Annotated in this window: 25 protein-coding genes; 12 read left to right on the forward strand and 13 right to left on the reverse strand. The window is 65.4% G+C overall.

Annotation, left to right across the window (positions count from 1 at the left end; genetic code table 11):
* Positions 1-70 precede the first annotated feature (70 nt).
* Positions 71-820, forward strand: a complete 750-nt coding sequence (locus tag DSM43276_RS13765; RefSeq protein WP_078330044.1) for a hypothetical protein — start codon at positions 71-73, stop codon at positions 818-820.
* Here DSM43276_RS13765 and DSM43276_RS13770 read toward each other — a convergent pair.
* A complete protein-coding gene (locus DSM43276_RS13770; RefSeq protein WP_078330045.1) occupies positions 759-1079 on the reverse strand; it encodes a 2Fe-2S iron-sulfur cluster-binding protein in 321 nt (106 codons plus the stop codon). The genes DSM43276_RS13765 and DSM43276_RS13770 overlap by 62 nt on opposite strands.
* On the reverse strand, positions 1076-1984 hold the full coding sequence (locus DSM43276_RS13775; protein ID WP_078330046.1) for a metal-dependent hydrolase: 909 nt from the start codon (positions 1982-1984) through the stop codon (positions 1076-1078). Before DSM43276_RS13775 ends, DSM43276_RS13770 begins: the two co-directional genes overlap by 4 nt.
* A gap of 185 nt (positions 1985-2169) precedes the next feature.
* On the opposite strand from DSM43276_RS13775, the gene DSM43276_RS13780 reads away from it, so the two are divergent.
* A complete protein-coding gene (locus DSM43276_RS13780; protein ID WP_078330047.1) occupies positions 2170-2898 on the forward strand; it encodes a TetR/AcrR family transcriptional regulator in 729 nt (242 codons plus the stop codon).
* Positions 2895-4265, forward strand: a complete 1371-nt coding sequence (locus DSM43276_RS13785) for an ABC1 kinase family protein (RefSeq protein WP_078330048.1) — start codon at positions 2895-2897, stop codon at positions 4263-4265. The genes DSM43276_RS13780 and DSM43276_RS13785 overlap by 4 nt, the downstream gene beginning before the upstream one ends.
* Here the strand turns inward: DSM43276_RS13785 and DSM43276_RS13790 are convergent.
* Together DSM43276_RS13790 and DSM43276_RS13795 are read right to left on the reverse strand one after the other, a co-directional pair.
* Entirely contained in the window at positions 4262-4693 is a 432-nt protein-coding gene (locus tag DSM43276_RS13790) for an SRPBCC family protein (protein WP_078330049.1), read from the reverse strand. The two genes, DSM43276_RS13785 and DSM43276_RS13790, sit on opposite strands and share 4 nt — an antisense overlap.
* Complete coding sequence (locus DSM43276_RS13795) at positions 4675-5697, reverse strand: SDR family NAD(P)-dependent oxidoreductase (RefSeq protein ID WP_078330050.1); 1023 nt, start codon at positions 5695-5697, stop codon at positions 4675-4677. Before DSM43276_RS13795 ends, DSM43276_RS13790 begins: the two co-directional genes overlap by 19 nt.
* A 131-nt stretch (positions 5698-5828) precedes the next feature.
* Between DSM43276_RS13795 and DSM43276_RS13800 the strand changes: the two genes are divergently transcribed.
* Positions 5829-6323: a DUF1942 domain-containing protein gene (locus tag DSM43276_RS13800; RefSeq protein WP_109556154.1), complete on the forward strand. Its 495-nt coding sequence runs from the start codon at positions 5829-5831 to the stop codon at positions 6321-6323.
* A 4-nt stretch (positions 6324-6327) separates the two neighbouring features.
* Here DSM43276_RS13800 and DSM43276_RS13805 read toward each other — a convergent pair whose 3' ends face one another.
* A complete protein-coding gene (locus tag DSM43276_RS13805; RefSeq protein WP_078330177.1) occupies positions 6328-7083 on the reverse strand; it encodes an FkbM family methyltransferase in 756 nt (251 codons plus the stop codon).
* A 75-nt stretch (positions 7084-7158) separates the two neighbouring features.
* Here DSM43276_RS13805 and DSM43276_RS13810 point away from each other — a divergent pair, with 75 nt between their 5' ends.
* Positions 7159-7695: a GNAT family N-acetyltransferase gene (locus tag DSM43276_RS13810; protein WP_078330052.1), complete on the forward strand. Its 537-nt coding sequence runs from the start codon at positions 7159-7161 to the stop codon at positions 7693-7695.
* Here DSM43276_RS13810 and zapE read toward each other — a convergent pair.
* Positions 7664-8632, reverse strand: coding sequence for a cell division protein ZapE (gene zapE, locus DSM43276_RS13815; protein ID WP_099051771.1), 969 nt, complete (start codon positions 8630-8632; stop codon positions 7664-7666). The genes DSM43276_RS13810 and zapE overlap by 32 nt on opposite strands.
* Before the next feature lie 141 nt (positions 8633-8773).
* On the opposite strand from zapE, the gene DSM43276_RS13820 reads away from it, so the two are divergent.
* The 4 genes from DSM43276_RS13820 (at position 8774) to msrB (ending at position 12928) form a co-directional block, all read left to right on the forward strand.
* Complete coding sequence (locus DSM43276_RS13820; RefSeq protein WP_078330054.1) at positions 8774-9556, forward strand: pyrimidine reductase family protein; 783 nt, start codon at positions 8774-8776, stop codon at positions 9554-9556.
* A 28-nt stretch (positions 9557-9584) separates the two neighbouring features.
* Positions 9585-11138 carry an alpha/beta fold hydrolase gene (locus tag DSM43276_RS13825; RefSeq protein WP_078330178.1) on the forward strand — a complete coding sequence of 518 codons (1554 nt, stop codon included), beginning with the start codon at positions 9585-9587 and terminating at the stop codon, positions 11136-11138.
* A gap of 76 nt (positions 11139-11214) precedes the next feature.
* A complete protein-coding gene (locus tag DSM43276_RS13830; RefSeq protein WP_234803058.1) occupies positions 11215-12573 on the forward strand; it encodes a glycosyltransferase family 87 protein in 1359 nt (452 codons plus the stop codon).
* On the forward strand, positions 12530-12928 hold the full coding sequence (gene msrB, locus DSM43276_RS13835) for a peptide-methionine (R)-S-oxide reductase MsrB (RefSeq protein ID WP_078330056.1): 399 nt from the start codon (positions 12530-12532) through the stop codon (positions 12926-12928). Before DSM43276_RS13830 ends, msrB begins: the two co-directional genes overlap by 44 nt.
* Here the strand turns inward: msrB and hemQ are convergent.
* Genes hemQ through hemE form a run of 3 tightly spaced genes read right to left on the reverse strand, consistent with a single transcriptional unit; the run spans position 12925 to position 16089 of the window.
* On the reverse strand, positions 12925-13620 hold the full coding sequence (hemQ, locus tag DSM43276_RS13840) for a hydrogen peroxide-dependent heme synthase (protein WP_078330057.1): 696 nt from the start codon (positions 13618-13620) through the stop codon (positions 12925-12927). The genes msrB and hemQ overlap by 4 nt on opposite strands.
* Positions 13613-14992, reverse strand: coding sequence for a protoporphyrinogen oxidase (locus tag DSM43276_RS13845; RefSeq protein WP_109556136.1), 1380 nt, complete (start codon positions 14990-14992; stop codon positions 13613-13615). Before DSM43276_RS13845 ends, hemQ begins: the two co-directional genes overlap by 8 nt.
* Positions 14989-16089, reverse strand: coding sequence for a uroporphyrinogen decarboxylase (gene hemE, locus DSM43276_RS13850; protein WP_169053058.1), 1101 nt, complete (start codon positions 16087-16089; stop codon positions 14989-14991). The genes DSM43276_RS13845 and hemE overlap by 4 nt, the downstream gene beginning before the upstream one ends.
* 106 nt (positions 16090-16195) lie before the next feature.
* Between hemE and DSM43276_RS13855 the strand changes: the two genes are divergently transcribed.
* From DSM43276_RS13855 to DSM43276_RS13865, 3 genes are all read left to right on the forward strand, one after another.
* Positions 16196-16732, forward strand: coding sequence for a DUF3000 domain-containing protein (locus DSM43276_RS13855; protein WP_234803059.1), 537 nt, complete (start codon positions 16196-16198; stop codon positions 16730-16732).
* A gap of 22 nt (positions 16733-16754) precedes the next feature.
* Positions 16755-17957 (forward strand): HRDC domain-containing protein, encoded by a 1203-nt coding sequence (locus DSM43276_RS13860; RefSeq protein WP_078330060.1) that lies wholly within the window; start codon positions 16755-16757, stop codon positions 17955-17957.
* 69 nt (positions 17958-18026) lie between these two features.
* Positions 18027-18686 carry a CatA-like O-acetyltransferase gene (locus DSM43276_RS13865; RefSeq protein WP_078330180.1) on the forward strand — a complete coding sequence of 220 codons (660 nt, stop codon included), beginning with the start codon at positions 18027-18029 and terminating at the stop codon, positions 18684-18686.
* Here the strand turns inward: DSM43276_RS13865 and dxs are convergent.
* From dxs to DSM43276_RS13885, 4 genes are all read right to left on the reverse strand, one after another.
* Positions 18683-20596 carry a 1-deoxy-D-xylulose-5-phosphate synthase gene (gene dxs, locus DSM43276_RS13870; RefSeq protein ID WP_078330061.1) on the reverse strand — a complete coding sequence of 638 codons (1914 nt, stop codon included), beginning with the start codon at positions 20594-20596 and terminating at the stop codon, positions 18683-18685. The genes DSM43276_RS13865 and dxs overlap by 4 nt on opposite strands.
* A 21-nt stretch (positions 20597-20617) precedes the next feature.
* Complete coding sequence (gene nhaA / locus DSM43276_RS13875) at positions 20618-21916, reverse strand: Na+/H+ antiporter NhaA (RefSeq protein WP_078330062.1); 1299 nt, start codon at positions 21914-21916, stop codon at positions 20618-20620.
* Between the two features lie 101 nt (positions 21917-22017).
* Complete coding sequence (locus tag DSM43276_RS13880; RefSeq protein ID WP_078330063.1) at positions 22018-23184, reverse strand: class I SAM-dependent RNA methyltransferase; 1167 nt, start codon at positions 23182-23184, stop codon at positions 22018-22020.
* The gene (locus DSM43276_RS13885; protein WP_211196730.1) at positions 23185-25179 is read right to left on the reverse strand and encodes an APC family permease; all 1995 of its coding nucleotides are present in this window, start codon (positions 25177-25179) and stop codon (positions 23185-23187) included.
* Positions 25180-25188: the final 9 nt, after the last annotated feature.

Below are 25188 nucleotides of genomic sequence, written 5' to 3' on the forward strand. Positions count from 1 at the left end.
TATTCACGCCTATCGGGAAGGCCCATCTGCGTCTTCACAGGTGCTTCACAACTGATTGCTACCGTGCGGCATGAACTGGGTCGACCATTTCGAGCGGAACCGCACGCACAACCGCCTGGTCGACGCTGCGGTCAATTGGCGTGGCGACACTGTGCTGTCCACTGAGTCCGCTGTGGCCATCGGCCGCTCCTTGCAGCGCTTCGAGATCGGCGAACGCGGCGATGGCGAGGTGCTGCTACACAAGGCGCGCACAGGTGACCCCCACTACGCGCGGGCGCTCGAATTGTTCGTCGCCGAAGAGCAGCAGCACGCTCATCTCCTGGGCCGAAGCCTGGAGCACCTCGATGTGCCGCCACTGTCGCAACATTGGTCGAACTCGGTGTTCGTATGGGCTCGTCGGATGTTCACGCTGCGCTGGGAGCTGATGGTGCTGACGGTGGCCGAGGTGATCGCACTGAGTTACTACGCCGCGATGTCACAGTGCGGCGACCCCGCGGTGGAAGCGATGTCCATGCGAATCCTCGACGATGAGCATCACCACGTGGCGTTCCAGATCGATTCTCTACGCGAGGGATTCGCGTCCACTCCACGGACCGTCAAGATGCTGATGCGTGCGTGCTGGATGGTCGTGGCGGCGGGCGCCACCGCTGCAGTGGCGTTGGATCATGGCCCGGCCCTGCGGGTTTGCGGGTGGACCCGGGCACGGTTCTCCCGCGACGCCTGGCGTAACTTTCGTCAGGTGTCGCGGGAGTCCTTGCTCACGCATCGAAGAAGATCTGCACCCGGTCGGATTCCGGTAGCGTCTGGCACGCCAGCGTGAACCCCTCGGCCACCTCGCTGTCGATGAGAGACTCGTTCATCAGCATCCGCGTCTGACCCGATTGCACCGAGCACATGCAGGTGGCACAGGCCGATTCGCGACACACATAGGGTGCGTCGATCCCCGCGTCCAGGAGTACGTCGAGCAGCTTCTTGCCCCTAGGCCAGTCCAAAACATGTGTGCTGCCGTAGATTTCAACCTCCAGGACCGCGTTCCCGGTCGTGTCGCTGCCGGTGACCCGGATGGCTTCTGCCGTCACTGGCCCACCGCACGGCGGCCGGGCAAGCGATCATTCAGCTCGCCCTCGGAACCGAAAAGGATTCCCTGCCATGTCTCGAGCAGTTCCTCGGTGTCGACATCATCGGGATGAAACCCGGGGCGCATGTATTCGGCGATATCGCGCATCAGACCCTTCACCAGCGGGCCGCGGTACACATCGATGGTCTGGCGCAGCACCGCCAACGGCTTCCAGCCGCTCGGGTCAGTGAGGATCGACGCCAAGACGGCCAGCGTCATCAGGGGCAGCGTGCCCGCCCAAATCAGTGACATCACACCGATGCGCACCGACTCCGGACCACCCACCGAGCGATACACATCGAAGGCGACCGACTTGTGCTCCATCTCCTCCATGGCATGCCAGTTCAGGAGGTGGTGGACCTCATCGGACATCGGAATCTCTTGCAGCTCAGCACTGGAGAGCACCCGCTGGGCCAGCACCGCTGTGTAATGCTCGGCGGCGGCGGTCATCGCCAGATGCGCGATTCTGGGTGCGCGTTTCTCCAGCGCGATGAGGAACTTCTCGCGCCGACTCCCCTCCTCGAAGTTCATGATCCGGACCAAGGGATAGCCCATATCGATGATCTTCTCGTTGAGCTTGCGGTGCTCGCGGCCATGCATGGCCTCCTGCCCGATGAAACCCGCCACCCGCTTCTTCAACACCGGATCGGTGATCTGGTCGGCGTAGTTGCGCACGGACCTGATGAAGGACTCCTCGCCGGGAGGAAACGCACCGGAAAGGAGCGACACCAAATGACTGAAGACGATGTCGCCCTCGACGTAGTGCTTCTTCATGGGGGCCGGCTCACCGAACCGGAAGTTCATCCGGCGCACCTTGGGCAACTCGCGCGCCGCGACTCCCCGCCGCCCCTGTTCGACAACAGCCATGACGGAACTCCTTTTCCTGAGACGTCTCCGTTGACGCCTGACCTGGCAATTTCTTAGTAGTACTCTGAGTACTACTGGTAGTATCCATACCGCACGGCGTGAGCACAATAGGCAGCACACGTGTGTCCCCCTCGAACTGGCGAACCAGGGGCCCGGCACACGTACCATCACTGGTGATGAGAGGCGTGGAAAGCGTGACTACAGCCATCGCGTCGAAGGCCGGCCCCGTCGCCGCCCGGCGTGGCGACCGCCGCAAGGTTGCCCGGGAAGAATTGCTGGATGCCGCGTTTCGCGCGATCGATGCCATCGGCTCGACCGTCAGCATGGACGACATCGCGCGCGAGGCGGGGGTTGCCAAACCGAAGTTGTACCGCTACTTCGAAGACAAGGCCGACTTGCACGGCGCTGTGCTGGAACGCGTGCAGGACATGGTGTGGAACGCGGCCATGGGCCGAATCAATCTGATGACAGACTCGGCGCGCGAATTGGTCGAACACGGTGCCAACGAGTACGCACGCATGATTTCGGATCACCCGAACGTGTTGCGCTTCATCGTGCACGGCCATTTCATCAATTCCAGTGACGGCACCGAGCGTTTGGTGGAGACCGCGCAGCAGATGACGCACGACATCGCCGAAATACTGTCGAACGCGATCGACGACGAGACGGTGGACATCGACGACGCGGATCTGGCGGTCAGCTCTGCCGCGGGTGCCATCGGCACCGCCACCGAATGGTTCCTGGGCCCCAATCAGCAACGTGCCCAACCGATGCCCATCGAGACATTCGTGGAGTACCTGACCACTGTCCTGTCCGGACTCGCCGCATCGATCGCCGAATTCAACGGCCTGACCCTTGATCCCGACCAGCCGCTGCACCTGGCGTTCACCAGCACACGCGGCGGTACCGCATGACCGACGGGGTCCCCCTGGCACGTATCACTCGTGGCCGGGCGCTCGGCAAGTTGGCGGCCGGGCAAGCGGTACGCACCGCGAGCAGTCGACTCTCCATGATCGGGCGATCCGAACAAGCACGTGCGCTCCTCGCGGAACGTTCTACGCTGCAGGCAGCCGATCAGCTCGTGACCGTGCTGGGCGGCCTCAAGGGTTCGGCGATGAAGCTCGGCCAACTGCTGTCCATGCTGGAAGTGGACATGGTGCCCGAAGCCCATCGCGAGCGCTTCCGGCAGAAGTTGGCCCGACTGCGCGATCAGGCTCCGCGCGAGCCGTTCACGGTGATGCGCCCGATCATCGAGTCCAACCTGGGCGTGCTGCAGAAGAGCTTCCGCGACTTCGACGAAACGCCCGTCGCTGCCGCCTCCATCGGCCAGGTGTACCGAGCCGTCCTGCACGACGGGCGCGCGGTCGCGGTCAAGGTCAAGTACCCCGGGGTCGACGAGGCCGTGCACGCGGACATGCAGAACCTCGCGCTGTTCACGAAGTTCTGGCGCAAAGCGCTACCGACGCTCTCGAATTCGGCCTTCATGGACGAGATCTCCATGAATTTGGAAAGCGAGCTCGATTATCCGCGCGAGGCGCGCACCCAACACGAGATCGCCGAACGCTACCGCGGACATCCGTTCATCGTCATCCCCGATTGCGTACCCGAGATGTGCACGTCACAGGTCCTCGTGACGGAATTCATTGACGGCCAGTCCTTTCCCTTCATGCAGACGCTCCCCGACGAAGAGCGCAACCAGATCGGTGAACTGATTTTCCGGTTCTATATCGGATCGCTGTTCCAGGACAACGACTTCTGCGGCGACCCGCATCCGGGAAACATTCTGCGCACGGCCGACGGCACCGTCGGGTTCGTGGACTTCGGGCTGTACAACCGGATGGACCCCGAACACGTCGACTTTGAACGGACGATCATGCGTGCCGCCACCGAGGGACGCGCCCAGGACATGTACGACGCGATGGTGGCGCGCGGGATCGTCGACTCCCATTCGGACGTCTCCCCCCAGAACTGTCTGGAGTACTGCCATGCGGCTTCGGGATGGAATCTTGTCGACGAGGAAATGACCATCACCCCGGAAATCGCTTCCAGCGCCATGATTCTCGCGGTGGACCCACGCTCCAGTGAGTTCACCGGAATGCGCAGGCAAAACCTACCTCCCGAGCACATTTTCTCGCGTCGTGCAGATTTCTACACCTTCGGAGTACTCGGCCAGCTCAATGTCACCGGCAACTGGCATCGCATCGCGCGCGAGTGGATTTATGGCGAGCCACCCGCCACCGAGATCGGAATCGCCATCGCGCGGTGGCGCGCTTCCCGCTAGCGCAACAATCCCTCGATCGCGCGGCCAAACATCCACGGCCCGCCCGCCTGGGCCAACCGGTCGAAGACGCGCGGCAGGCCGCGAATGCTCACCTCCTCGGTCCAGACCACGCGTGAACCGCGCCCTCGCGCCTGTACCTCGATCTCGGCCCACCCCAGAATCAACGTCCCCGTCTTCTCCAGTCGGCAGCGGCCGGGGCTCCCCTCTCGCGGTGGCTGCCACCACGTGACCGTCATCGGGTCGTCAAACCCTATGGTTCCCAGCCCTGTTCGCCCTACAAACGTGGTACCTACCCCCGGGGGCAGATCGCTCGTCACGGATACCGTCGTCAGCGGAATGTGCTCGCTGTGCCGAGGCCAGTCGGTGATTCGCGCGAAGGCTTCGCCGACGGGCAGCGCGCTGAGGCGCTCTATTCGGAGAAGGGCCACAAGCCGAACAGTCTCGAGGGCGCCTGCTGACCACGCAAGGCGACGATGGTGTCCGTCAGTGTTTCCCGCGGGTCACGGTAGGTGACACCGAGTTCACGCTCGCTGGGTGAGTCATCGGAGGCGGGCATCTGCGTGTAGTACTGCATACCTGCCTCGGTCATCGGGGTACCGAGCGGGACATAACGGCCGAGCTGATCCATCACCGTTCCCGCCACGCGCAGCAGCAAATCGGGTACCGGGACGGCCAGCACGGTGCTACCGGCCGCATCGGTCAACACATTCACCAGCTCATCCACCTCCAGCCGATGACCGCCCGCGGTGTAGCGCCGCGGTCCCCGCCCCGGTTCCAACAGCGCGGCGTGCAGGGCAGCGAGGTCTCGGACGTCGACCACCAGCCATGCCGCGCTGCGTCCCGGGACCGACCTCATCAGCAGGACCCAGCGCACGCCCTCGGCGGCCTCACCGAACTGATTTCCGACCGGCGGTCCCAGCACCATGCCCGGGTACGTGATGGTCACCGGTGCACCGGATTGCTGCAAGTCGCGCACGTACAGCTCGACCCGCGCCTTCGACTGACCGTACCCATCGCTGCCTCCGGCCGCGGGCAGGTCCGCCTCGAAGGTTTCCAGACCCGGCCGAAACAGCGCGGTGATGCTGGAAACGTGCACAATCGGATCGAGGCCCCGGTCAACGGCCGTCCCGAGGACGTTCTGGGTGCCCTCCAGGTTGATGGACATCATCCGGTCGGCTTCTTGGGGATCCGTGCTGACCATGGCCGCGCTGTGCAGTACCGCGTCGCATCCGTCGAGCGCGGCCTCGACCGAGTCCCGATCGGTGATATCGCCGACGGCGTAGTCGGATACGTCGACACCGAGCGTCGCCACCGTGGTGTGCAGGCGAGCTTCCTTACGCACCAGAAAGCGGACCTGATGCCCGGCGTCGGCAATGGCCTTCGCCGTCCATCCACCCACGAATCCGGTACCGCCAGTGATCAATACGCGCATACTTCACGTCCCCTCCGGTGCGGCGAACCGCTCCAATCAGGACATCGTAGGTTGTCAGCGCCTCCATACCGGGCGAATGCCGAAGAGCCATGTGGCACCGTCCCCGCCGCGACGTGTGCCAAGATCGCTGGGTGCGTCTACGCCCCGTGTTCCCGCTCATCGCCGCCCTCACTGCCCTCGCCATGGCCTTGGCTCCGACGGCGACCGCACAACCCGAGCGGGTGACGCCCATCGGGCACATCGGCGAGACGCTGCATTTCGACTACGGCACCATCGGCGCCGATGTCACCGTGCACAACATCGAACCCACTGGTGTCCCGGCCGGAATGGCTCCCCCACGCGGCATCATCTGGAAGGCGTACGTGACCATCCGGCCGACCAAGGTGCCCAACGCGTACGCGTTGTTGATGGCGCTCAAGCTCGGCGGCATCTCACCGGAAACCGGAGATGCCTATGAGCCCCAGCGCACCGACGAACCCGACGATCTGAACTACGCGCTGCGTAACGCGCCACAGGGCTCGACGGTGAGCGGCGCGGTGTATTGGGACGTCTATCGCGGACCGGTGCGGCATATCGTGCTGCGTTCGTCGCAGACCCAGGTCCACCTGGCCCAGTGGGACCTCTGAGCTCTCAGCGAGGCTGGAACAGATAGTTCCGGAAGGTATCGGTGACCTTGTCCACGGGCCGCCACGAGTCGGCGCTCCATACCGACATCCGGTAATCCCGCGCGGTGAACCACGCGACGATGTCCTCGGCGGTGCGCCCGAACCGCTCCATGTGGCGATCCTCTACCTCGAGCATCATCGCCGGACGGGTCCGTTCGATGGTCTTCTCGCCACTCACCAGGACATCGAGTTCGGCGCCCTCGACATCGATCTTCACGAAGTCGATCCGCGTGATGCTCAGGCGCTCGCAGAAGCCGTCGAACGTCTCGGTGTCCACGACGACCCGGATGTGCTCATCGAACTCGGCGTTCGAGCCCAGCCCGTCGGCCCCGGCGTCGACGAAGGACCGTCCGGTGATCGGCTTGCCGTTGCGCAGCGGAACGCTCATGACCTGCTCACCCGGGTTGGTGCCGAGTGCGACGGCGTGACGGCGTACGTTCTGCGCGCTACGCAGCCCCAGCGCCGCCGACGAGGTCGCATGGGCGAACCGCAGCGGCTCCAGGCTGTACACCAGGCCGTCCGCGCCCACCAGACGCGCCAGCTCCGCGGTGTAGAAACCGGCGGCGGCACCCACGTCCAGGCACACATCTCCGGGCTTGACCACCTGCGCGATACCCACCAGCTCGGTTTCCACCCACGGGGTGGTGCGGGCGAGTGTGCGCAGGCCCTGCCCCACCACGGCGTCACGAATCTCGCCGAAGGCCGTCACGCGCCGCGTCATATGGTGCTCCTCAGGGTTGATCATCAACATGGTCGCTGTCTCGGAACCGCGCCAAGTATAGGTAGCGTGCCCGTCATGCCGATTCAGGTCAGCACCGCGACGGCTGCCGACAGCGCAGAAGTCGCCGCCGTCGCCGCTCGTACCTTCCCGCTCGCGTGTCCCCCCTCGTCAACACCGGAGGACATCGCCGCGTTCATCGCGGCCAACCTCAGCACGAACAACTTCGACGAGTACATCCGCGAGCACCGGGTACTGGTGGCACGCGAGAACGACGTCATCATCGGGTACTCGATGCTCGTCAACGGCGTGGTCGAGGATCCCGACGTACAATGGGCCGTCACGCTACGGCCCGCGATGCAGCTCTCCAAGATGTACGTGCTGCCCGAGTTCCATCAGGCGGGGGTGGCGAGCGCGCTGATGACCGCGGCCCTCGCCGACGCCGCCGAGCGCGGGGCCATCGGAGTCTGGCTGGGCGTCAACCAGGAAAATGAACGCGCGCAGCGCTTTTACGCTAAGCACGGCTTCAACCGCAGCGGCACGAAGACCTTCCAGGTGGGCGAACGCCTGGAGAACGACTATGTCATGCAGTGCTTGGTAGCGGCGCCGCGCTGAGCGCCAGCAGCCGCGAGGTGGCACGGAGGTACTTCTTGCGGAATCCGCCGGCAACCATCTCGTCGTCGAAAACCGTGTCCAGCTTCGCCCCCGAGGCCTCCACCGGGATACCCGCGTCGTAGAGGCGGTCCGTCAGAGCGACGATCCGCAGCGCCACCGCCTGATCGTGCACCTGCTGCACGCCCGCGATGAACACCGCCGTCACACCTTCGATCAGGGTCAGATACCGCGACGGGTGCATGCTCGCCAGGTGCCGGCACAGATCGTCGAACTGGTCGAAGGTGGCGCCGTCGATCGAGGCCGCCAACTCGCGAAGCTCATCATCGGTGTGCGGCTCGGGGGCCGGCGGCAGGTCACGGTGACGGTAGTCGGGGCCCTCGACGCGGACGGTGTTGAAGATCGCCGACAGCGTGTTGATCTCACGCAGGAAGTCCTGGGCCGCGAACCGGCCCTCGCCGAGCTGCTCGGGCAGTGTGTTGGAGGTGGCGGCAATCGACACCCCGCGCGCCACCAGCTCCGAGAGCAGCCGCGACACCAGCGTCGTGTTGCCCGGGTCATCCAGCTCGAACTCGTCGATGCACACCACGGTGTAATCGGCGAGCAGCTCGATGCACTCCAGGAAGCCGAATACCCCTGCCACCTGCGTCAGTTCACCGAAGCTGGCAAACGCCTTAGGGCCGGGCACGGTGTGATAGATCGATGCCAAGAGGTGGGTCTTACCGACTCCGAATCCGCCGTCGAGGTAAATCCCGACCCCGGGCAGCACCTCGCGCTTGCCGAACAGCTTCTTTTTGCCCGCCCGGCGGATGGTCGCCTCCTGAGCGAAAGCGCGGCACGACTCCACGGCCGCCGCCTGCGTCGGCTCGTTGGGGTCGGGCCGGTACGAGTCGAAACTCACCGAGGTGAACGTGGGGGGCGGCACCAGCTGGGCAATCAGCCGCTCATTGGAGACGGTGGGGTGCCGGTCGGCAAGGTGCTGGGGGTGCCCGGGCGAGCGAAGCGACGGGGAATGGCCCGGAACGGCACCGGATTGCGGATCAGTCACACGGGCAGCGTAACGGCGTGTTGAGATCTCCTTGTGGCCGACAGTGACGGTGAACAGGCGATTCAGGACCCGGCTGGGATACAGCTCACACAGCTGACGACCGGGGCTCCGGTGGATTCCGGCGAGTTGGCGGACCTCTACGACTACCCGGGCGGCGATGGACTGTGCTTGCGCGCCAACATGATTGGCAGTCTGGACGGTGCCGCCACGGTAACCGGCTTATCCGGCGGACTCGGCGGCGAGGGCGACCGGGCGGTATTCGCGGCGATGCGCGCCAATGCCGATGTGATTCTTGTCGGTGCCGGGACCGTGCGGGCCGAGCGGTATCACGGTGCGCATCTGCCGGTCGGTCTGCGCCAGCGCCGCCAGGCCCGCGGGCAGAGCGAGGTTCCGGTGATTGCCGTGGTCACGGCCTCGGGGGCGGTGGACCCGAGCATCCCCTTGTTCACCGAGTCCGAGGTCGCACCCATCGTGGTGACCTCGGCCTCGGGCGCGAGGAATGTCGCGTCCCGCGTGTCGGGTGTACAGGTTCTGGTCGCCGACAACGCCGGGACCGTCGATCTGCGCGCGGCGCTGGCGCAGCTGCACGGCCGCGGTCTGTCCCGGGTGCTGTGCGAGGGAGGCCCGTCCCTGCTGGGCGCCCTGCTGGCGGCGCGGCTCGTCGACGAACTGTGCCTGACCACCGCACCCACCACGGTCGGCGGCGGCGCAGCCCGCATCACGGCAGGCCCCTCCGAAGTGCTCACATCATGGCGGCGAGTGTTGCTGCTCGGCGATGCCGACGGCTACCTGTTCGCGCGGCACGTACGGGCTTGAGTGACAGTCACCCGATACTGTGGTCGGCATGCGTGCACGGCTGATGGGGGCGATGGCGGTTGCCCAGCTGCTGACCGGAGTACTGGCTGGCTGCGCTCCCGGCCCCTCGGCGGGACCGCATTTCGCCATGGACGAGGGCCACGGAAATGTAGGCCCCGCCACGGCACCGCCGCCGACCGGCCCCCCATCGATCGACAAGCCCAAGGTCGACCTGTCCTGGCAGGACTGCACCCGTGAGGTGCTCGGCAGCGCCAACATCACCACATCGCCGACGTTCACGCTCGAGTGCGCCGAGTACAAGGCACCGCTGGACCCGATCAACGGCGCGCCGGGCAGCGTGACCCTGGGCGCGGTGCGCGCCAAGACCTCCCAGACACCCGCCGACGCCGGCCCGCTGGTGTTCACCACCGGCTCCGATCTGCCATCCTCGGTCCAGCTGGCGACATGGCTCAACGGTCCGGGCGCGCAGGTGCTCACACAGCGCCCCGTGGTGGCCGTCGACCGTCGCGGTATCGGACGATCCGACGCGATCACCTGCCGCGACACCTGGGACCTGCGCGATATGCGTGACCTGGCGCAGAACCGCGGCGGTGACGACCCCGTCGCGAGCCTGGGCAAGATCGTTGAGACCGCGACCACCAACTGCACCGACACCATCTCCCCCGGCGACTCCGCCTACAACGACGCGCACGCCGCGGAGGACCTGGAGGCCTTGCGCGCGCAATGGGATGTGCCCACCCTGGCGCTCCTCGGCATCGGCAGCGGCGCGCGCGTTGCGCTGGCCTACGCCGGATCGCACCCCAACAAGCTGGCCCGGCTGATGCTCGACTCACCGGTGGCCGTCGATATCGCCGCGGAGGCGGCCGCCGAGCAACGGCTCAAGGGCGAGCAGTCGGCATTCGACGCATTCGCGGCGCAGTGCGTCGCGAACAACTGCCCGCTGGGACCGGATCCCGCGGGCGCCGTGGGCGACTTGTTAAACCGCGCTCAGAACGGTGGACTGCCGTGGTCGCGGGCAACAGTCGTCAGGGCCATCACCACCGCGCTGGCGTATCCGATCGGCGACGGCACCGCCGTCGTGCAGAATCTCGCGAACGCACTCAACGCGGCGCGCGGAACTGACCGGGAAGCCCTCACGCCCCTGGTGGATCGGGCCAACGCACTGCGTGATTCCGATGGGCAGTTCGTCAATTCCTGCAGCGACGCGCTGGCACGGCCCACCCCTGATCGGGTGCGCGAGCTCGTGGTGGCCTGGGGCAAGCAGTACCCGCTGTTCGGGCGCACTTCCGCCCTCGAACTGGTGAACTGCCTGCAATGGCCCAGCGGATCCAAGCCGAACCCGCCGCAGGACTTGAAGATCGACGTGCTGATCCTCGGCGGACAACACGACCCGATCTCCGGCAGCGAGGGCGTGTCGGCGACCGCCGCGGTGATCATCAACGCCAAGGCCGCGAGCAAGCGCGTCATGTGGCAGGGCATCGGCCACGGTGCGATTGTCTACACCGCATGCGCACAGCCGCCCGCCCTCGCCTACCTGAACGACGGAAAGCTCCCGGAGACCGACACGTTCTGCCCGGCCTAGTCGTCCTTGCCGGAACTGCCCTGGGCGCTCAAGGTACGGTGCCTGCGTGGTGTCAGTCGATAGGTCCTTTTCAAGCCTGATTGAAGGCTTCAAGAATTCCGTCTCGCAGGCCCTGAAACCTCCGACCGCACCGCCTTCGGTCGCGACCATCCTGCGGTCGGTGCTGTGGCCCGTCGCCATCATGGCGGTCATCCACCGCAGCTACGTGCTGGGCACCAATGGCTACATCACCGACGACTTCGGCCCCGTCTACCGTGCCGTCATCGCCTTCAAGCGGCACCTGCCGGTGTACAACGAGAACTTCGGCTACGTCGACCCGCACTACATCTACCCACCGGGTGGCACGCTACTGCTGGCGCCCTTCGGATATCTGCCCGTGGACGCATCGCGGTACTGGTTCATCACCATCAACGCCGTCGCGATCGTGATCGCGGCCTACTTCCTGCTGAGACTGTTCAACTTCACGCTGGCCTCGGTGGCCGCACCCGCACTGCTGTTGGCCATGTTCTGCACCGAAAGCGTCACCAACACAATTGTTTTCACCAACATCAATGGCGTAGTGCTGCTGCTGGAGGTGCTGTTCTTCCGCTGGCTACTGGACGGGCACAAGAACTCCGAGTGGTTGGCCGGCGTCGCGATAGGCCTGACGCTGGTCATCAAACCGATCTTGGCTCCCCTGCTGCTGCTGCCGCTACTGAACCGGCAGTGGCGGGTTTTCGCGGCCGCCTTCGGTATCCCCGCCTTCTTCAACCTCGTGGCGATGTTCGGCCCGCACAAGGTCAGGATCGTCGACGGCTGGGACTACTTCCGGCGCACCATGAGGTACCTCGCCGAAACGCGCGACTACTTCAACAGCTCCATCTCCGGCAATGGCGTGTACTACGGGCTCCCCGTGCCGCTGATCGGCTTCCTGCGCATCGCCTTCCTGCTGATCGCCCTGGTGAGCGTGTGGCTGCTGTACAAGTACTACCGCCGGCGCGACCCCCGGTTCTGGGCGCTGACCACCGGCGGTGTGGTGCTGACCGCCTCGTTCCTGCTCCTGGGCCTGGGCCAGGGCTACTACTCGATGGCGCTGTTCCCGTTCATCATGACGATCGTGCTACCCAACTCGGTGCTGCGGAACTGGCCGGCCTGGCTGGCGATCTACGGCTTCTTCACTATGGACCGCTGGCTGCTGGTGCACTGGCTGACGACCGGCCGTGTCCTGGAGTACCTGAAGATCACCTACGGATGGTGCCTGCTGCTGATCGTCGTGATGATGGTGCTGGTGCTTCGGTACCGCGACGCCAAGGCCGCTGGCACACTGGATAACGGGCTAGATCCAGACTGGATGAGCGCTCGGACAAGCACTAAGGAGTCAGCGACCGATGACGACATCGAACGACCCCAAGATGAATCTGACCGACGAGCAGTGGCGGGAGCGACTGACTCCTGAGGAGTTCGCGGTGTTGCGCCGCGCGGGTACCGAACGACCGTTCGTCGGCGAATACACCGACACCAAGACCGAGGGTGTTTACGCCTGCCGGGCGTGCGGGGCCGAGCTGTTCCGCAGCACCGAGAAGTTCGAATCTCATTGCGGCTGGCCGTCGTTCTTCGATCCGGCCGATTCGGACGCGGTGATCCTGAAGCCCGACAAGTCGCTGGGTATGCGTCGCGTCGAGGTCGTGTGCGCCAACTGTCACAGCCACCTGGGGCATGTGTTCGAGGGCGAGGGATATCCCACACCGACGGATCAGCGCTACTGCATCAACTCGATCTCGCTGACACTGCAGCCGTCCTCAATCCCCTAGGGAAGGCGGGCGACGAGTTCCTCGACCGAGACGCGTGGCCCGGTGTAGAACGGCGTCTCTTCGCGAACGTGCAACCGTGCCTCGGTGGCACGCAAATCGCGCATCAGGTCGACGATACGGTGCAGCTCCGGTGCCTCGAACGCCAGCAGCCACTCGTAGTCGCCGAGCGCGAAGGCGGGGACGGTGTTGGCACGCACATCCTTGTACGCACGCGCGGCGATGCCGTGATCGGCGAGCATCTTGCGCCGCTCCTCATCGGGCAGCAGGTACCAATCGTAGGACCGTACAAAGGGATACACGCAGATGTAAGCACCGGCCTCCTCCCCCGCAAGGAAGGCCGGGATGTGACTCTTGTTGAACTCGGCGGGCCGGTGCAGCGCCGCGTTGCTCCACACCGGGGTGCTGGCCCGACCCAGCGCGGTGGTGCGCCGGAAGTCGCTGTACAGCGCCTGCAGCTTCTCGATCGATTCGGCGTGCGACCAGATCATGAAATCGGCATCGGCGCGCAGCCCGGCCACGTCGTAGATGCCGCGCACCACGACACCGTCGTCTTCATGACGTTTGATCAGGGTGGCCACCTCGTCGGCGGCGGTATCGCGGTCCTCGCCCAGTCCCTGGTCGCGCACCTGAAACACCGAGAACATCAGGTAGCGAATGGTGGAGTTGAGGGTGTCGAAATCGAGGCTAGCCATGTCTCCATCGTGCCACGGTGGCTCGCACCGCTTGAGAGGCGGAGGCCACACAAGCCGGCACCCCAATCCCGTCCAGGTACGACCCCGCCACCGCGATCCCGGACGGCAACCCGGCGCGGATCGCGTCCACCACGTCCGCGTGGCCGGGACCGTACTGCGGCATCGCGTCGATCCAACGGGCCAACGCCGAGTTGATCGGCGTGACAGGCGTACCCAGCACGGTTTCCAGGTCGACAACGGCCCAGTGCCGCAGTTGGTCGTCGCTGGTGGCCCGCGCCACGGTGTCACCGAAGCGCCCATAGGACAACCGCACCACCTGGGTACTGTGTCCGCGCAATCCCCACTTGCTGGTCGAGAATGTTATGGCCTTGGCGTGCAAGGCTTCTCCCGATGCGACGAGCACGCCGGAATTCGCGGGAATCGGGGTATCGCCGGGCAGCGTCAGCGCGACGACTACCGAGGAAGCAACCGGAATGGTCCGCGCCGCCGCCGCCGATTGGGGTGCCACCGCATCCAGAATCACCGCCGCACGGGGCGCCGGCACCGCGACGATGACCGCGTCACAATGATCAGCTGACGTTCCGTCGCCGGTGAGCGCCCAACCGTCGCCATCGCGCGCAACACCGGTGATCGCACGCTGCCGATGTTCGGCGCGGGCGCGGCGCCAGAGTTCCTCCAGCAGCACCGCGTACCCGCCGTCGATGGCACCGAAGATGCCGGTGGCCGAAATAGGCGGCAATGCCTGCCGGGCCGCGGCGAGCAAGCTGCCCGCCCCCTCGTCGAGTGCCCGGGCGATGCCGGGCGCTGCCGTACGCAGCCCCGTCGTCGCGGCCGAACCCGCGTACACGCCGCCGAGCAGCGGATCGACCAGCCGCGCAACCACCTGCGGACCGAACCGCAGCGAGACCAGGTCCGCAACCGTGGGTTCGGCTCCGATGGTCCAGTGCATATCGCGCTGGGGCTCACTCTCGATGCGTGCCACAGTGTCCTCGTCGACAAGTCCGACCACCGACGAGGCCGAGGCCGGAATGCCGTTCACCGTCCGCGTGGGCAGCGGATGCAGACTGCCTCCGGCATAGACGAGTGGCCGCGCGCCCGTGGTGTCGAGCCTGCGGTCGGCCAGCCCCAGTTCCTCCAACAGGTCCAGCACCTCGGGGCGGCGGGTGATGAATGCCTCGGCACCGATATCGATCCGGTGCTCACCGAGGGTGACGGTCCGAAGGATCCCACCCAGCTGCTCGGCGGGGTCGTACACGGTGATGCGCACGTCATCGCCGAGCTCGCACCGCAACCGGTACGCGGCCGTCAGCCCCGAAATACCGCCCCCCACAATGGCAATGGAGGGACCGGCCGACGACGCCGCTGAGGTCACAACGAATGCACCAGCGCCACCGCATCGGTGAGAACTGCCGGATCGGTATCCGGCAGCACCCCGTGCCCCAGATTGAAGATATGCCCGGCGGCACCGTTGGCCACGGCCTGACGGCCCTCGCCGACGATTCGGCGCACCTCGCGCTCCACCACCGGCCATCCGGCAAACAGCACCGCCGGATCGAGGTTGCCCTGCAAGGCTTTCCCGGAGCCAACCCGGCCGGCCGCGACATCCAGTGGAGTGCGCCAGTCCACACCGACCACCGTGGCGCCGGCCTCTCCCATCGCACCCAACAGCTCGGCGGTGCCCACCCCGAAGTGCGTCATGGGCACACCCGCATCGGCGAACTCATCGAAAATCCTTGTGCTGTGCGGCAGTACAGCAGATCGATAGTCGGCTAGCGACAGCGCACCCGCCCACGAGTCGAAGAGCTGTAGCGCGTCCACGCCGGCATCGAGCTGCGCGCGCAGGAACGCGATGGTGATATCGGTCAGCGCGGTCATCAACGCGTGCCAGGTCTGGGGATCGCCCTGTAGCAGCGCCTTGGTGCGCTGATGGTGGCGGCTCGGGCCACCCTCGACAAGATAGGAAGCCAGCGTGAAGGGGGCGCCGGCGAAGCCGATCAGCGGCGTGGCGCCCAGCTCGGCGACCAGTAGTCGCACGGCATCGCTGACGGCCGCAACCTGTCCGGATTCCAGGCGCGGCAGTCCCGCTACATCGGCGGTGGTGCGCACCGGGTTGGCGATCACAGGTCCCACATCGGGAACGATGTCGAGATCGATCCCGGCGGCCTTGAGCGGCACCACGATGTCCGAGAACAAGATGGCAGCGTCCACCTGGTGTCGGCGGACCGGCTGCAGCGTGATCTCGCAAACCAGTTCAGGATTAAAACAAGCGTCCAGCATGGCGTGATCGGCACGGACCGCGCGGTACTCGGGCAGCGAACGCCCGGCCTGCCGCATGAACCACACCGGAGGACGGCTGGGAACCCTGCCCGCGGCGGCCGCGAGGTAGGGGGAAAGTGGCAGCTCACGACGGGTTTTGGCCTCCGTCGCACGATCTTCGTTCAATCCGGTCATCACTGCCCATGCTGCCATGGCAACCTCGCACGGCGCGCCTTCGGGAGCATGTCGGCCCGGCGCGCTAGCGTTCATTGCTGTGACGTCTGCCGAACCAGCCCCGTTCCGCGCGGCGGTCGACGCGATGAACTCCGTGACCGCGCGTCCGGAGATCGAGCTGGGCACCATCCGTCCTCCGCAGCGGCTGGCTCCGTTCAGCTACGCACTCGGCGCGGAGATCAAGCACCTCGATACCGATCACGTGCCCGAACAATCCGAGGGCGACGCCTTCGGCAGGCTAATCCTGTTGCACGACCCCGACGGTGATGAGGCGTGGAACGGCACCATGAGGCTGGTCGCCTACATCCAGGCCGATCTGGACGCCTCCGAGGCTGTGGACCCGTTGCTGCCGGAGGTCGCGTGGAGCTGGCTCGTGGACGCGCTGAACACGCGCACCGCGGAGGTGACGGCGCTGGGCGGAACCGTGACCGCAACCACCTCGGTCCGCTACGGCGATATCGCCGGTCCGGGGCGCGCTCACCAGTTGGAGCTACGGGCATCCTGGACCGCCACCGGTGCCGACATCGGAACTCACGTCGAGGCGTTCTGCGAGGTACTAGAGCACGCAGCCGGCCTGCCACCGGTGGGTGTGACCGATCTGGGGTCGCGCCACCGCGCCTAGGGCCTACGCTGCTGATTCAGATATGGACAACGACGCCGAACTTCCCGAACCGACACCGCTGCTTCGCCCCGCCGAAGGGGTGCCGCCACTCACCGCCTCGACGGATGAGATCCGCATGGCCGCAGAACGTTTGGGGTGTGGAACCGGCGCCTTTGCCGTTGACGCCGAGCGCGCGTCCGGATTCCGGTACTCCAATCGGGCCTACCTGATCCAGATTCGCCGACGCGGCGCAGGAACGGTACTGCTGGACCCTACGAATGTTCCCGACGCACTGGGACCGATCGTCGAGGTGCTGGGCGCCGCCGAATGGATCTTGCACGCCGCCGACCAGGATCTGCCGTGCCTGGCCGAATTGGAGATGAGACCACCGTCGGTCTACGACACCGAACTGGCCGGGCGCCTGGCCGGTTTCGAGAAGGTAAACCTGGCCGCGATGGTGCATCGACTGCTCGGTCTGGGCCTGGCCAAGGGACATGGCGCCGCCGACTGGTCCAAACGTCCCCTGCCGGACGACTGGCTCAACTACGCGGCGCTGGACGTCGAGGTGCTCATCGAACTGCGCGAAAAAGTCGCCGAGGTGCTCGACGAGCAAGACAAGACCGAATGGGCCCGGCAGGAGTTCGAGCACCTTGCGCATATGCCGGCCTCGGCGACGCGACGGGACAACTGGCGTCGCACCTCCGGAATCCACAAGGTACGCAAACCCGCACAGTTGGCGGCCGTCCGCGAATTATGGCTCAGCCGTGATGAATTGGCACGCGCACGAGATGTGGCCCCCGGCCGGACGCTACCCGATACGGCGATCGTCGAAGCGGCGATGGCCGATCCGAAAACCCGTAACGAACTGATCGCCCTGCCGGTCTTCGGCGGTCCCCGGCAGAAACAGCAGGCCGATCGTTGGCTCACGGCGCTGGCGAAAGCCCGCGACGCTGCCACCCCTCCGCCGGTCAACGAACCCACCATCGGGCCACCTCCGGTATCGCGATGGTCGCGACGCAAACCCGAGGCCTACGCGCGCCTGGAGGCCGCGCGCACAGTCCTGTCGGCACTCTCCGAGCAGATCACGGTGCCGGTGGAGAACATCGTCACCCCGGAGATCGTGCGGCGGCTCTGCTGGGACTGGGACGGCAACGGGGACGTCGAAGAGATACTCGCCGGCCACGGCGCCCGCCCATGGCAACGGGAACTGGCGGCGCCGATCCTCACCGAGGCGCTGACCGACTAAGCAGGAGATTCACGCCGGTAGGGCAAAACTGAGTTGCACGGTCGCGACGGACACGCTCTGCTGGTCTCCATGGCGACACTTGAACCCGTCGATGTGCAACTGTGGCCACGAGGTGAATGGTTCGCGCACTATCTCGACCGCTGTCCCACCTACTACTCGATGACGGTGGAGCTGGACGTCACCCACCTTCTCGGGGAGATTCGCGCATCCGGCCGCAAGACGTATCCGACACAGGTCTGGGCATTGGCGACCGTCGTGAATCGTTATCCGGAATTCCGCATGGGGCTTGATGATCAAGGAAATCCAGGAATCTGGGACATCGTGGATCCAGCGTTCACCGTGTTCAATCCCGACCGCGAGACCTTCGCGGGTATCAGCGCCAACTACACCACCGACTTCGACGCGTTCCACACCGAAGTTGTCGAGCTTCTGGCCGAATATCGTCACTCCTCAACGCTTTTCCCACAAGGATTGCCCCGGCCCCGGAATGTGTTCGACATCTCCAGCATCCCGTGGACGAGTTTCTCCGGCTTCACATTGACCATCGCCCCCGGCTGGAAACATCTGGCTCCCATCTTCACCATCGGCAAGTTCCGCGAGCAGGACGGCCAAACCATCATGCCGCTGGCAATGCAGATTCACCACGCGGTGGCCGACGGGTACCACAGCGCGCGCCTCGTGGAGGAGCTGCGCGAAACCCTCGCCGCTCCGGACTGGGTGCGGGGTTAATCGACCTGTTCGGAAACCGGACTGTCGGCCGCCTCGCGACTCATCGCGGCCACCCAACCGGTGATCTTGCGGGCGATGTGCTGATCGGTCAAACCGAGCTGCTCAAGAACCTGCCCCCGCGATGCATGGTCCAGGAACTGTTGCGGCACACCGATATCCCGGCTAGGAACGTCCACATCGGCATCCTGCATGGCCGCAGTTACCGCGCTACCCGCGCCGCCGTGCACGCCGCTGTCCTCAAGGGTCACCACCAGCCGATGCTGGCCGGCCAGCCCGACCACGTACTCGGGCACCGGCAGCACCCACCGCGGATCGACGACAGTGACCCCGATCCCCTGCTTGCCAAGCCTCTCGGCCGTTGCCAAGGCTGTCGACGCGAACGGGCCGACCGCCACCAGCAACACATCGGCGTGTAAGCCGCCCGCCGGCCGGGCCAACACATCGACGCCGTCGCGACGCTCGATCGCCGGGATATCCTCGCCGACTTCACCTTTCGGAAAACGCAGCGCGGTCGGACCATCTTCAACTGCCAGCGCCTCGGTGAGCTCTTCACGCAGCCGCGAGGCATCGCGCGGCGCGGCGACCCGCATTCCCGGCACTATGTTCAGGATCGACAGGTCCCACATGCCGTTGTGGCTGGCTCCGTCGCTTCCGGTGATACCCGCCCGGTCCAGCACGAACGTCACCGGGAGCCGGTGCAGCGCAACGTCCATCATCACCTGATCGAACGCACGGTTCAGGAAGGTGGAGTAGATCGCCACCACGGGGTGCAGGCCCCCCATCGCGAGCCCGGCCGCGGAGGTGACGGCATGCTGCTCGGCGATACCGACGTCGAAGAGCCGATCGGGGAAACGCTCCCCGAACTTGCTGAGCCCGGTCGGACCCGGCATGGCCGCGGTGATCGCCACGATGTTGCGGTGCTCGCTGGCCACATCGATCAGTGAATCGGAGAACACTGACGTCCAGCCCGGGGCCGAAACATTGATGGAGCGGCCGGTTTTCGGGTCGATGATGCCGGTGGAATGCATCTGCTCGGCCTCGTCGTCCTCGGCAGGCGCGTACCCCATGCCCTTGCGGGTAATGACGTGCACAATGACCGGGCCGCCATAACCGCGGGCGCGGCGCAACGCATCCTCGACCGCGTTCTCGTCGTGACCATCAACGGGCCCAACGTATTTGATCCCCAGATCGGTGAACATCACCTGCGGAGATACCGCGTCCTTGACCCCCACCTTGAGGCTGTGCATCAACGCGTACGCCAACGGTCCCACCACCGGCATACCGCGCAGCAGCTTTCTGCTCTCGTCAAGCACCTTCTCGTAGGTGGGCGTGAGCCGCAGCCCGGCCAGATGCGAGGCGAGCCCACCGATGGTCGGCGCATAGCTTCGCCCGTTGTCGTTGACAACGATGATGATGCGCCGATCGGCGGCGGCGATGTTGTTCAGAGCCTCCCAGCACATGCCGCCGGTGAGCGCGCCATCGCCAACCACCGCCACGACATGGCGGCGGCGTTGCCCGGTCAGTTCGAATGCCTTCGCGAGTCCATCGGCGTAGGACAGCGCCGTCGACGCGTGACTGGATTCCACCCAATCGTGTTCACTCTCGGCCCGGCACGGGTACCCCGACAGGCCGTCCTTCTGGCGCAGCGTGTCGAAGTCTCCGGAACGTCCGGTCAGGATCTTGTGCACATACGCCTGATGCCCGGTGTCGAAGATGATCGGGTCATACGGGGACTCGAACACGCGATGGAGAGCCAGCGTCAGCTCGACGACACCCAGGTTGGGTCCCAGATGGCCGCCGGTCGCGGCGACCTTATGGATCAGGAACTCGCGAATCTCGTCGGCGAGCAAGTCCAGCTCTCGCTTCGAGAGACCCTGCAGGTCACCCGGCCCTCTGATGTCGTCAAGCATCAGGTCAGTCTACGCAGCGATTCAGATTTGGTCGCTTGGAGCGCAGCCAAAAACATCGGGCACTCCATCGTGGTCGGCATCGAGTGTCTCCTTGGCCTCGATGCGCCGATATGCCCGGTTGCGCAGCCTCAGCACGACCGAGGCCACCGCCGCCGATGTCAACGATCCGGCGAGCACACCGACCTTGACGTGCTCGGCGGCCGATCCGGCACCGAACGCCAATTCGCCGATGAGCAGCGACACCGTGAAGCCGATCCCGGCGAGCAGGGCCACACCGGCGATATCGAGCCAGCTCAGATCGTCATCGAGACTGGCCCGCGTGAACCGCGCCAACAGATACGTCGTCAGGAAGATCCCTATCGGCTTACCCACCAGCAGACCAAGGACCACACCCAAAGCCACCGGATCCAGCAGCGCCTGCCACAGCCCGGCGAAGCCGCCGAGGGTGACACCCGCAGCGAAGAACGCGAACACCGGCACCGCGACACCCGCCGACAACGGTCGCAGCCGGTGCTCAAATCGCTCGGCCATACCGTGCACATCGGTACGTCCGTCCCGCCTCAATACCGGGACGGCGAATCCCAACAGCACGCCCGCGACGGTGGCGTGCACCCCCGAGGCGTGCACCAACGCCCACGCGGACAGTGCCAGCGGCAGCAGTAGCCACCATTCCCGGCGGCGGCGCTGCACCGCCAGCACGAACAGCGCGAGCGGAATGAGCGCGAGGCCCAGCGGCCCCCAATGCAGCTCATCGGTATAGAAGACCGCGATCACGATGACAGCCAGCAGATCATCCACCACCGCCAGGGTGAGCAGAAATGTGCGCAGCGCGGACGGCAGATGCGTTGAAATCACGGCGAGCACGGCGAGCGCGAAGGCGATATCGGTGGCGGTGGGAATCGCCCAGCCGCGCATCGCCTCGCCACCACCGGAAGCGTTCACCGCCAGATAGATGGCCGCCGGAACGAGCATGCCGCCAATGGCAGCGACAATCGGCAACGCGGCGCGACCCGGGTCCCGCAGATCCCCCGCCACGAATTCACGCTTCAGTTCCACGCCCACGACGAAGAAGAAGATCGCGAGCAGTCCGTCCGTGGCCCAGCCCGCCAACGTCAGGTGCAGATGCAGCCGCTCGGGCCCGACGGTGATGGCACCCAGCCGGTAGTACCACGAGCTCCACGGTGAGTTCGCCCAGAGCAGTGCGGTCAGCGCCGCCACCACCAGCAGCACACCACCGACAGTTTCCTGGCGCAGAATCTCGGCGACACGAGACGATTCCGCCCACGATCCGCGGGTAAAGACGCGTTGACGCAGGCCCATGGGTTGGTGTCCGTCCTTTCTGGCAAGGCTAAATACCGCCGACCAGACTTCCCGGCACACCTGGGAAGTTACTTTATAAGATCTTTACGTCCGCCGCCTTCTCATCGGGTGAGCAGCGCGAAGCTTTCGATGTGATGAGTGAGCGGGAACGCATCAAATAGCCGCAGCTCACGCACCCGATACCCACGTTCCAGGTACAGGCCCACATCACGCGCGAATGCCGCTGCCTCACAACCGATATGGATGACTCTCGGCACACCGGCATCGGCGATTCGCCCGATGACCTCACGTCCGGCGCCCGCACGGGGCGGGTCCAGCACCGCGACATCGGCCTTACCCAGATCGCGCATGGCGTTCCGTACCGAACCGCAAATCATCGTGACCTGACGCAGATCTCCCAGCGCACCCTTGGCGCTCCGGAATGCCGGCCGCGAGGTGTCGACACTGACAACACGTCCCGTGCGTCCCACCGCCTCCCCCAGTACCGCCGCGAAAACCCCGACGCCGCCGTACAAGTCCCAGGCGGTCATTCCCGGCTCCAGCTCGGCCCATTCGGAGACCAGCTGACTGTAGGTGCTCGCCGCGTCGCGATGGGCTTGCCAGAAGGCCGTAACCGGTACCAACCAGTGCCGGTCCGCGACCTTCTGAACCGCAACGTCCTCGCCTTCGACAACCGACCGCCCGCGCAACACGTGCCGGCGCCCCTGATCGTCCAGCACGGCGTGCAACGGCCCCTCGGAACCGAGATCCGGTTCATCCAGCCCATCGAGCAATCCCGGCACCACCTGGGCACAGCGCAGGTCGGTCACCAGCTCGTCACTGTGATAGCGGTGAAAGCCTGGTTGACCCAAGGCATTCACGTCCAAACGCACCCGAGTCCGCCACCCCGTGGACTCGCCGGCACCGACCTGTTCGGCCACACCCTGCCAGTCGTACTTGCCGAGCCGCGCCAACTGCTGGCTCACCACATCACCCTTGAGCTCGCGCAGATACGTGGGATCGACGAAAGACTGGTCACAGCAACCAGATTCGCCACTACCGTGCGCGATGGGACATATCGGATCGATGCGGTGCGGTGAGGCATCCAGGACATCGATGGCGGCGCCATGCCAAAAGCTCGCTTGTCGGTCGTCGGTGATCTGGACACGGACCCGCTCGCCCGGTAACGCGTACCTGACGAAGATGACGCGCCCGTCGTGCCGCGCCACCACGCTGCCCCCGTTGGCGGGCCCGCCGGTTTGGACCTCGAGAATTTCGCCGATTGCCATCTAGGAGTCGAACCCTCGCCGTGAGTCGCCGGGTGCGGACTGCTCGTCGAGCTCCCGGCGCCGTTCGGACGAGTCAAGCTGCCACGGAACGGATGTGACCATGACGTTGGGGACGAACAACAGACGCCCCTTGAGTCGCAGCGCGCTCTGGTTGTGCAGCACTTGCTCCCACCAATGCCCCACCACATACTCGGGGATGAAGATGCAGACGACCGTCCGTGGCGCTTCCTTACTGATGCGTCTGACGTAATCGAGGATCGGCCGGGTGATTTCGCGATACGGGGAAGCGATCACCTTCAGCGGAGTGCTGAGATCGCTTGTCTCCCAATCCCTGACGAGCTCTCGGGTGTCCCGATCGTCAACGCTGACGGTGATCGCCTCCAGCACGTCGGGACGAGTGGCCCGGGCATAGGCGAGGGCGCGCAGTGTGGGCTGATGCACCTTGGAGACAAGGACGACGGCATGGGTGCGGCTGGGCAGCACCACCTCTCCCTCGTGGTTGTCCAGCTCGCGGGCCACCGTGTTGTAGTGCTTGTGAATCATCTTCATGAGCACGAACAGCAGACCCATTGCCAGGATCGCGATCCATGCTCCAGCAAGGAATTTGGTGACCAGGACCACCAACAGCACCGCGCCGGTCATGATGAAACCGATGGTGTTGATGATGCGTGAGCGGATCATCTTGCCGCGTACCGCCGGGTCGGTCTCGGTTTTGAGCAACCGGGTCCAGTGCCGCACCATGCCGATCTGACTGAGGGTGAAGGACACGAACACCCCGACGATGTACAGCTGGATGAGCGCGGTCACCTCGGCCTTGAACGCCACCACGAACAGGATCGCGACGGCCGACAGGAAGATGATGCCGTTGGAGAACGCCAGCCGATCACCGCGCGTGTGCAGCTGGCGCGGCAGGTAGCGGTCCTGCGCCAGAATCGATCCAAGCACCGGAAAACCATTGAATGCGGTGTTGGCGGCCAGCACCAAGATGAGCGCCGTCACCACGGTGATGAACAGGAAGCCGATCCGGAAGTCACCGAACACAGCCTCGGCCAGCTGGGCGACCAGGGTCTTCTGGTGGTAGTTGGCGGGCGCACCCACCAGTTGGGTGGCGGGGTCCTCGGCGATCTTGGCTCCGGTGCGTTCGGCCAGCAGGATGATCCCCATGAAGAGGGTGATGGCGACGCCGCCGAGGAGCAACAGCGTCGTGGCCGCGTTGCGTGACTTGGGTTTCCGGAAGGCGGGCACGCCGTTGCTGATCGCCTCGACACCCGTCAACGCCGCACACCCCGACGAGAAAGCCCGCGCGACAAGGAACACCAGCGCGAAGCCCAGGATCCCGTTGCCTTCGCCATGCATCTCGAAGGAGGCCGACTCCGCCTTCAGCGGGGTACCGAGTACGTAGATCTGGAACAGCCCCCAGCCCAACATGAGGTACATGCTGACCATGAAGGCGTAGGTGGGAATCGCGAACGCGGCGCCGGATTCGCGGACTCCGCGCAGATTCATCGACATCAGGATCACAATGGCGACCACCGCGAAGGTGACTTTGTGCTGCGCGACAAGCGGAATGGCCGAGCCGATGTTCGACATCGCCGAGGACATGGAAACGGCAACGGTCAACACATAATCCACCAGCAGGGCACTGCCGACCGTCAGGCCCGCGGTAGGCCCGAGATTGGTGGTCACCACCTCGTAGTCGCCGCCGCCGGAAGGATAGGCGTGCACGTTCTGCCGGTAACTCGCGACCACGACCATCATGACCGCGGCGACCGCAAGGCCGATCCACGGCGTCAACGCATAGGCGGACATGCCCGCGACCGAGAGCACCAGGAAGATTTCCTCGGGCGCGTACGCCACCGAGGACAGGGCATCCGAGGCGAAAACCGGGAGCGCGATGCGCTTCGGCAGCAGGGTATGGCCAAGGCTGTCACTGCGAAACGGTCGGCCGATTAACAGGCGCCGAGCCGCCGTCGACAGCTTGGAAAGCGTAGACACGAACGCCAA

The sequence above is a fragment of the Mycobacteroides salmoniphilum genome (assembly GCF_004924335.1).
Taxonomy (GTDB): domain Bacteria; phylum Actinomycetota; class Actinomycetes; order Mycobacteriales; family Mycobacteriaceae; genus Mycobacterium; species Mycobacterium salmoniphilum.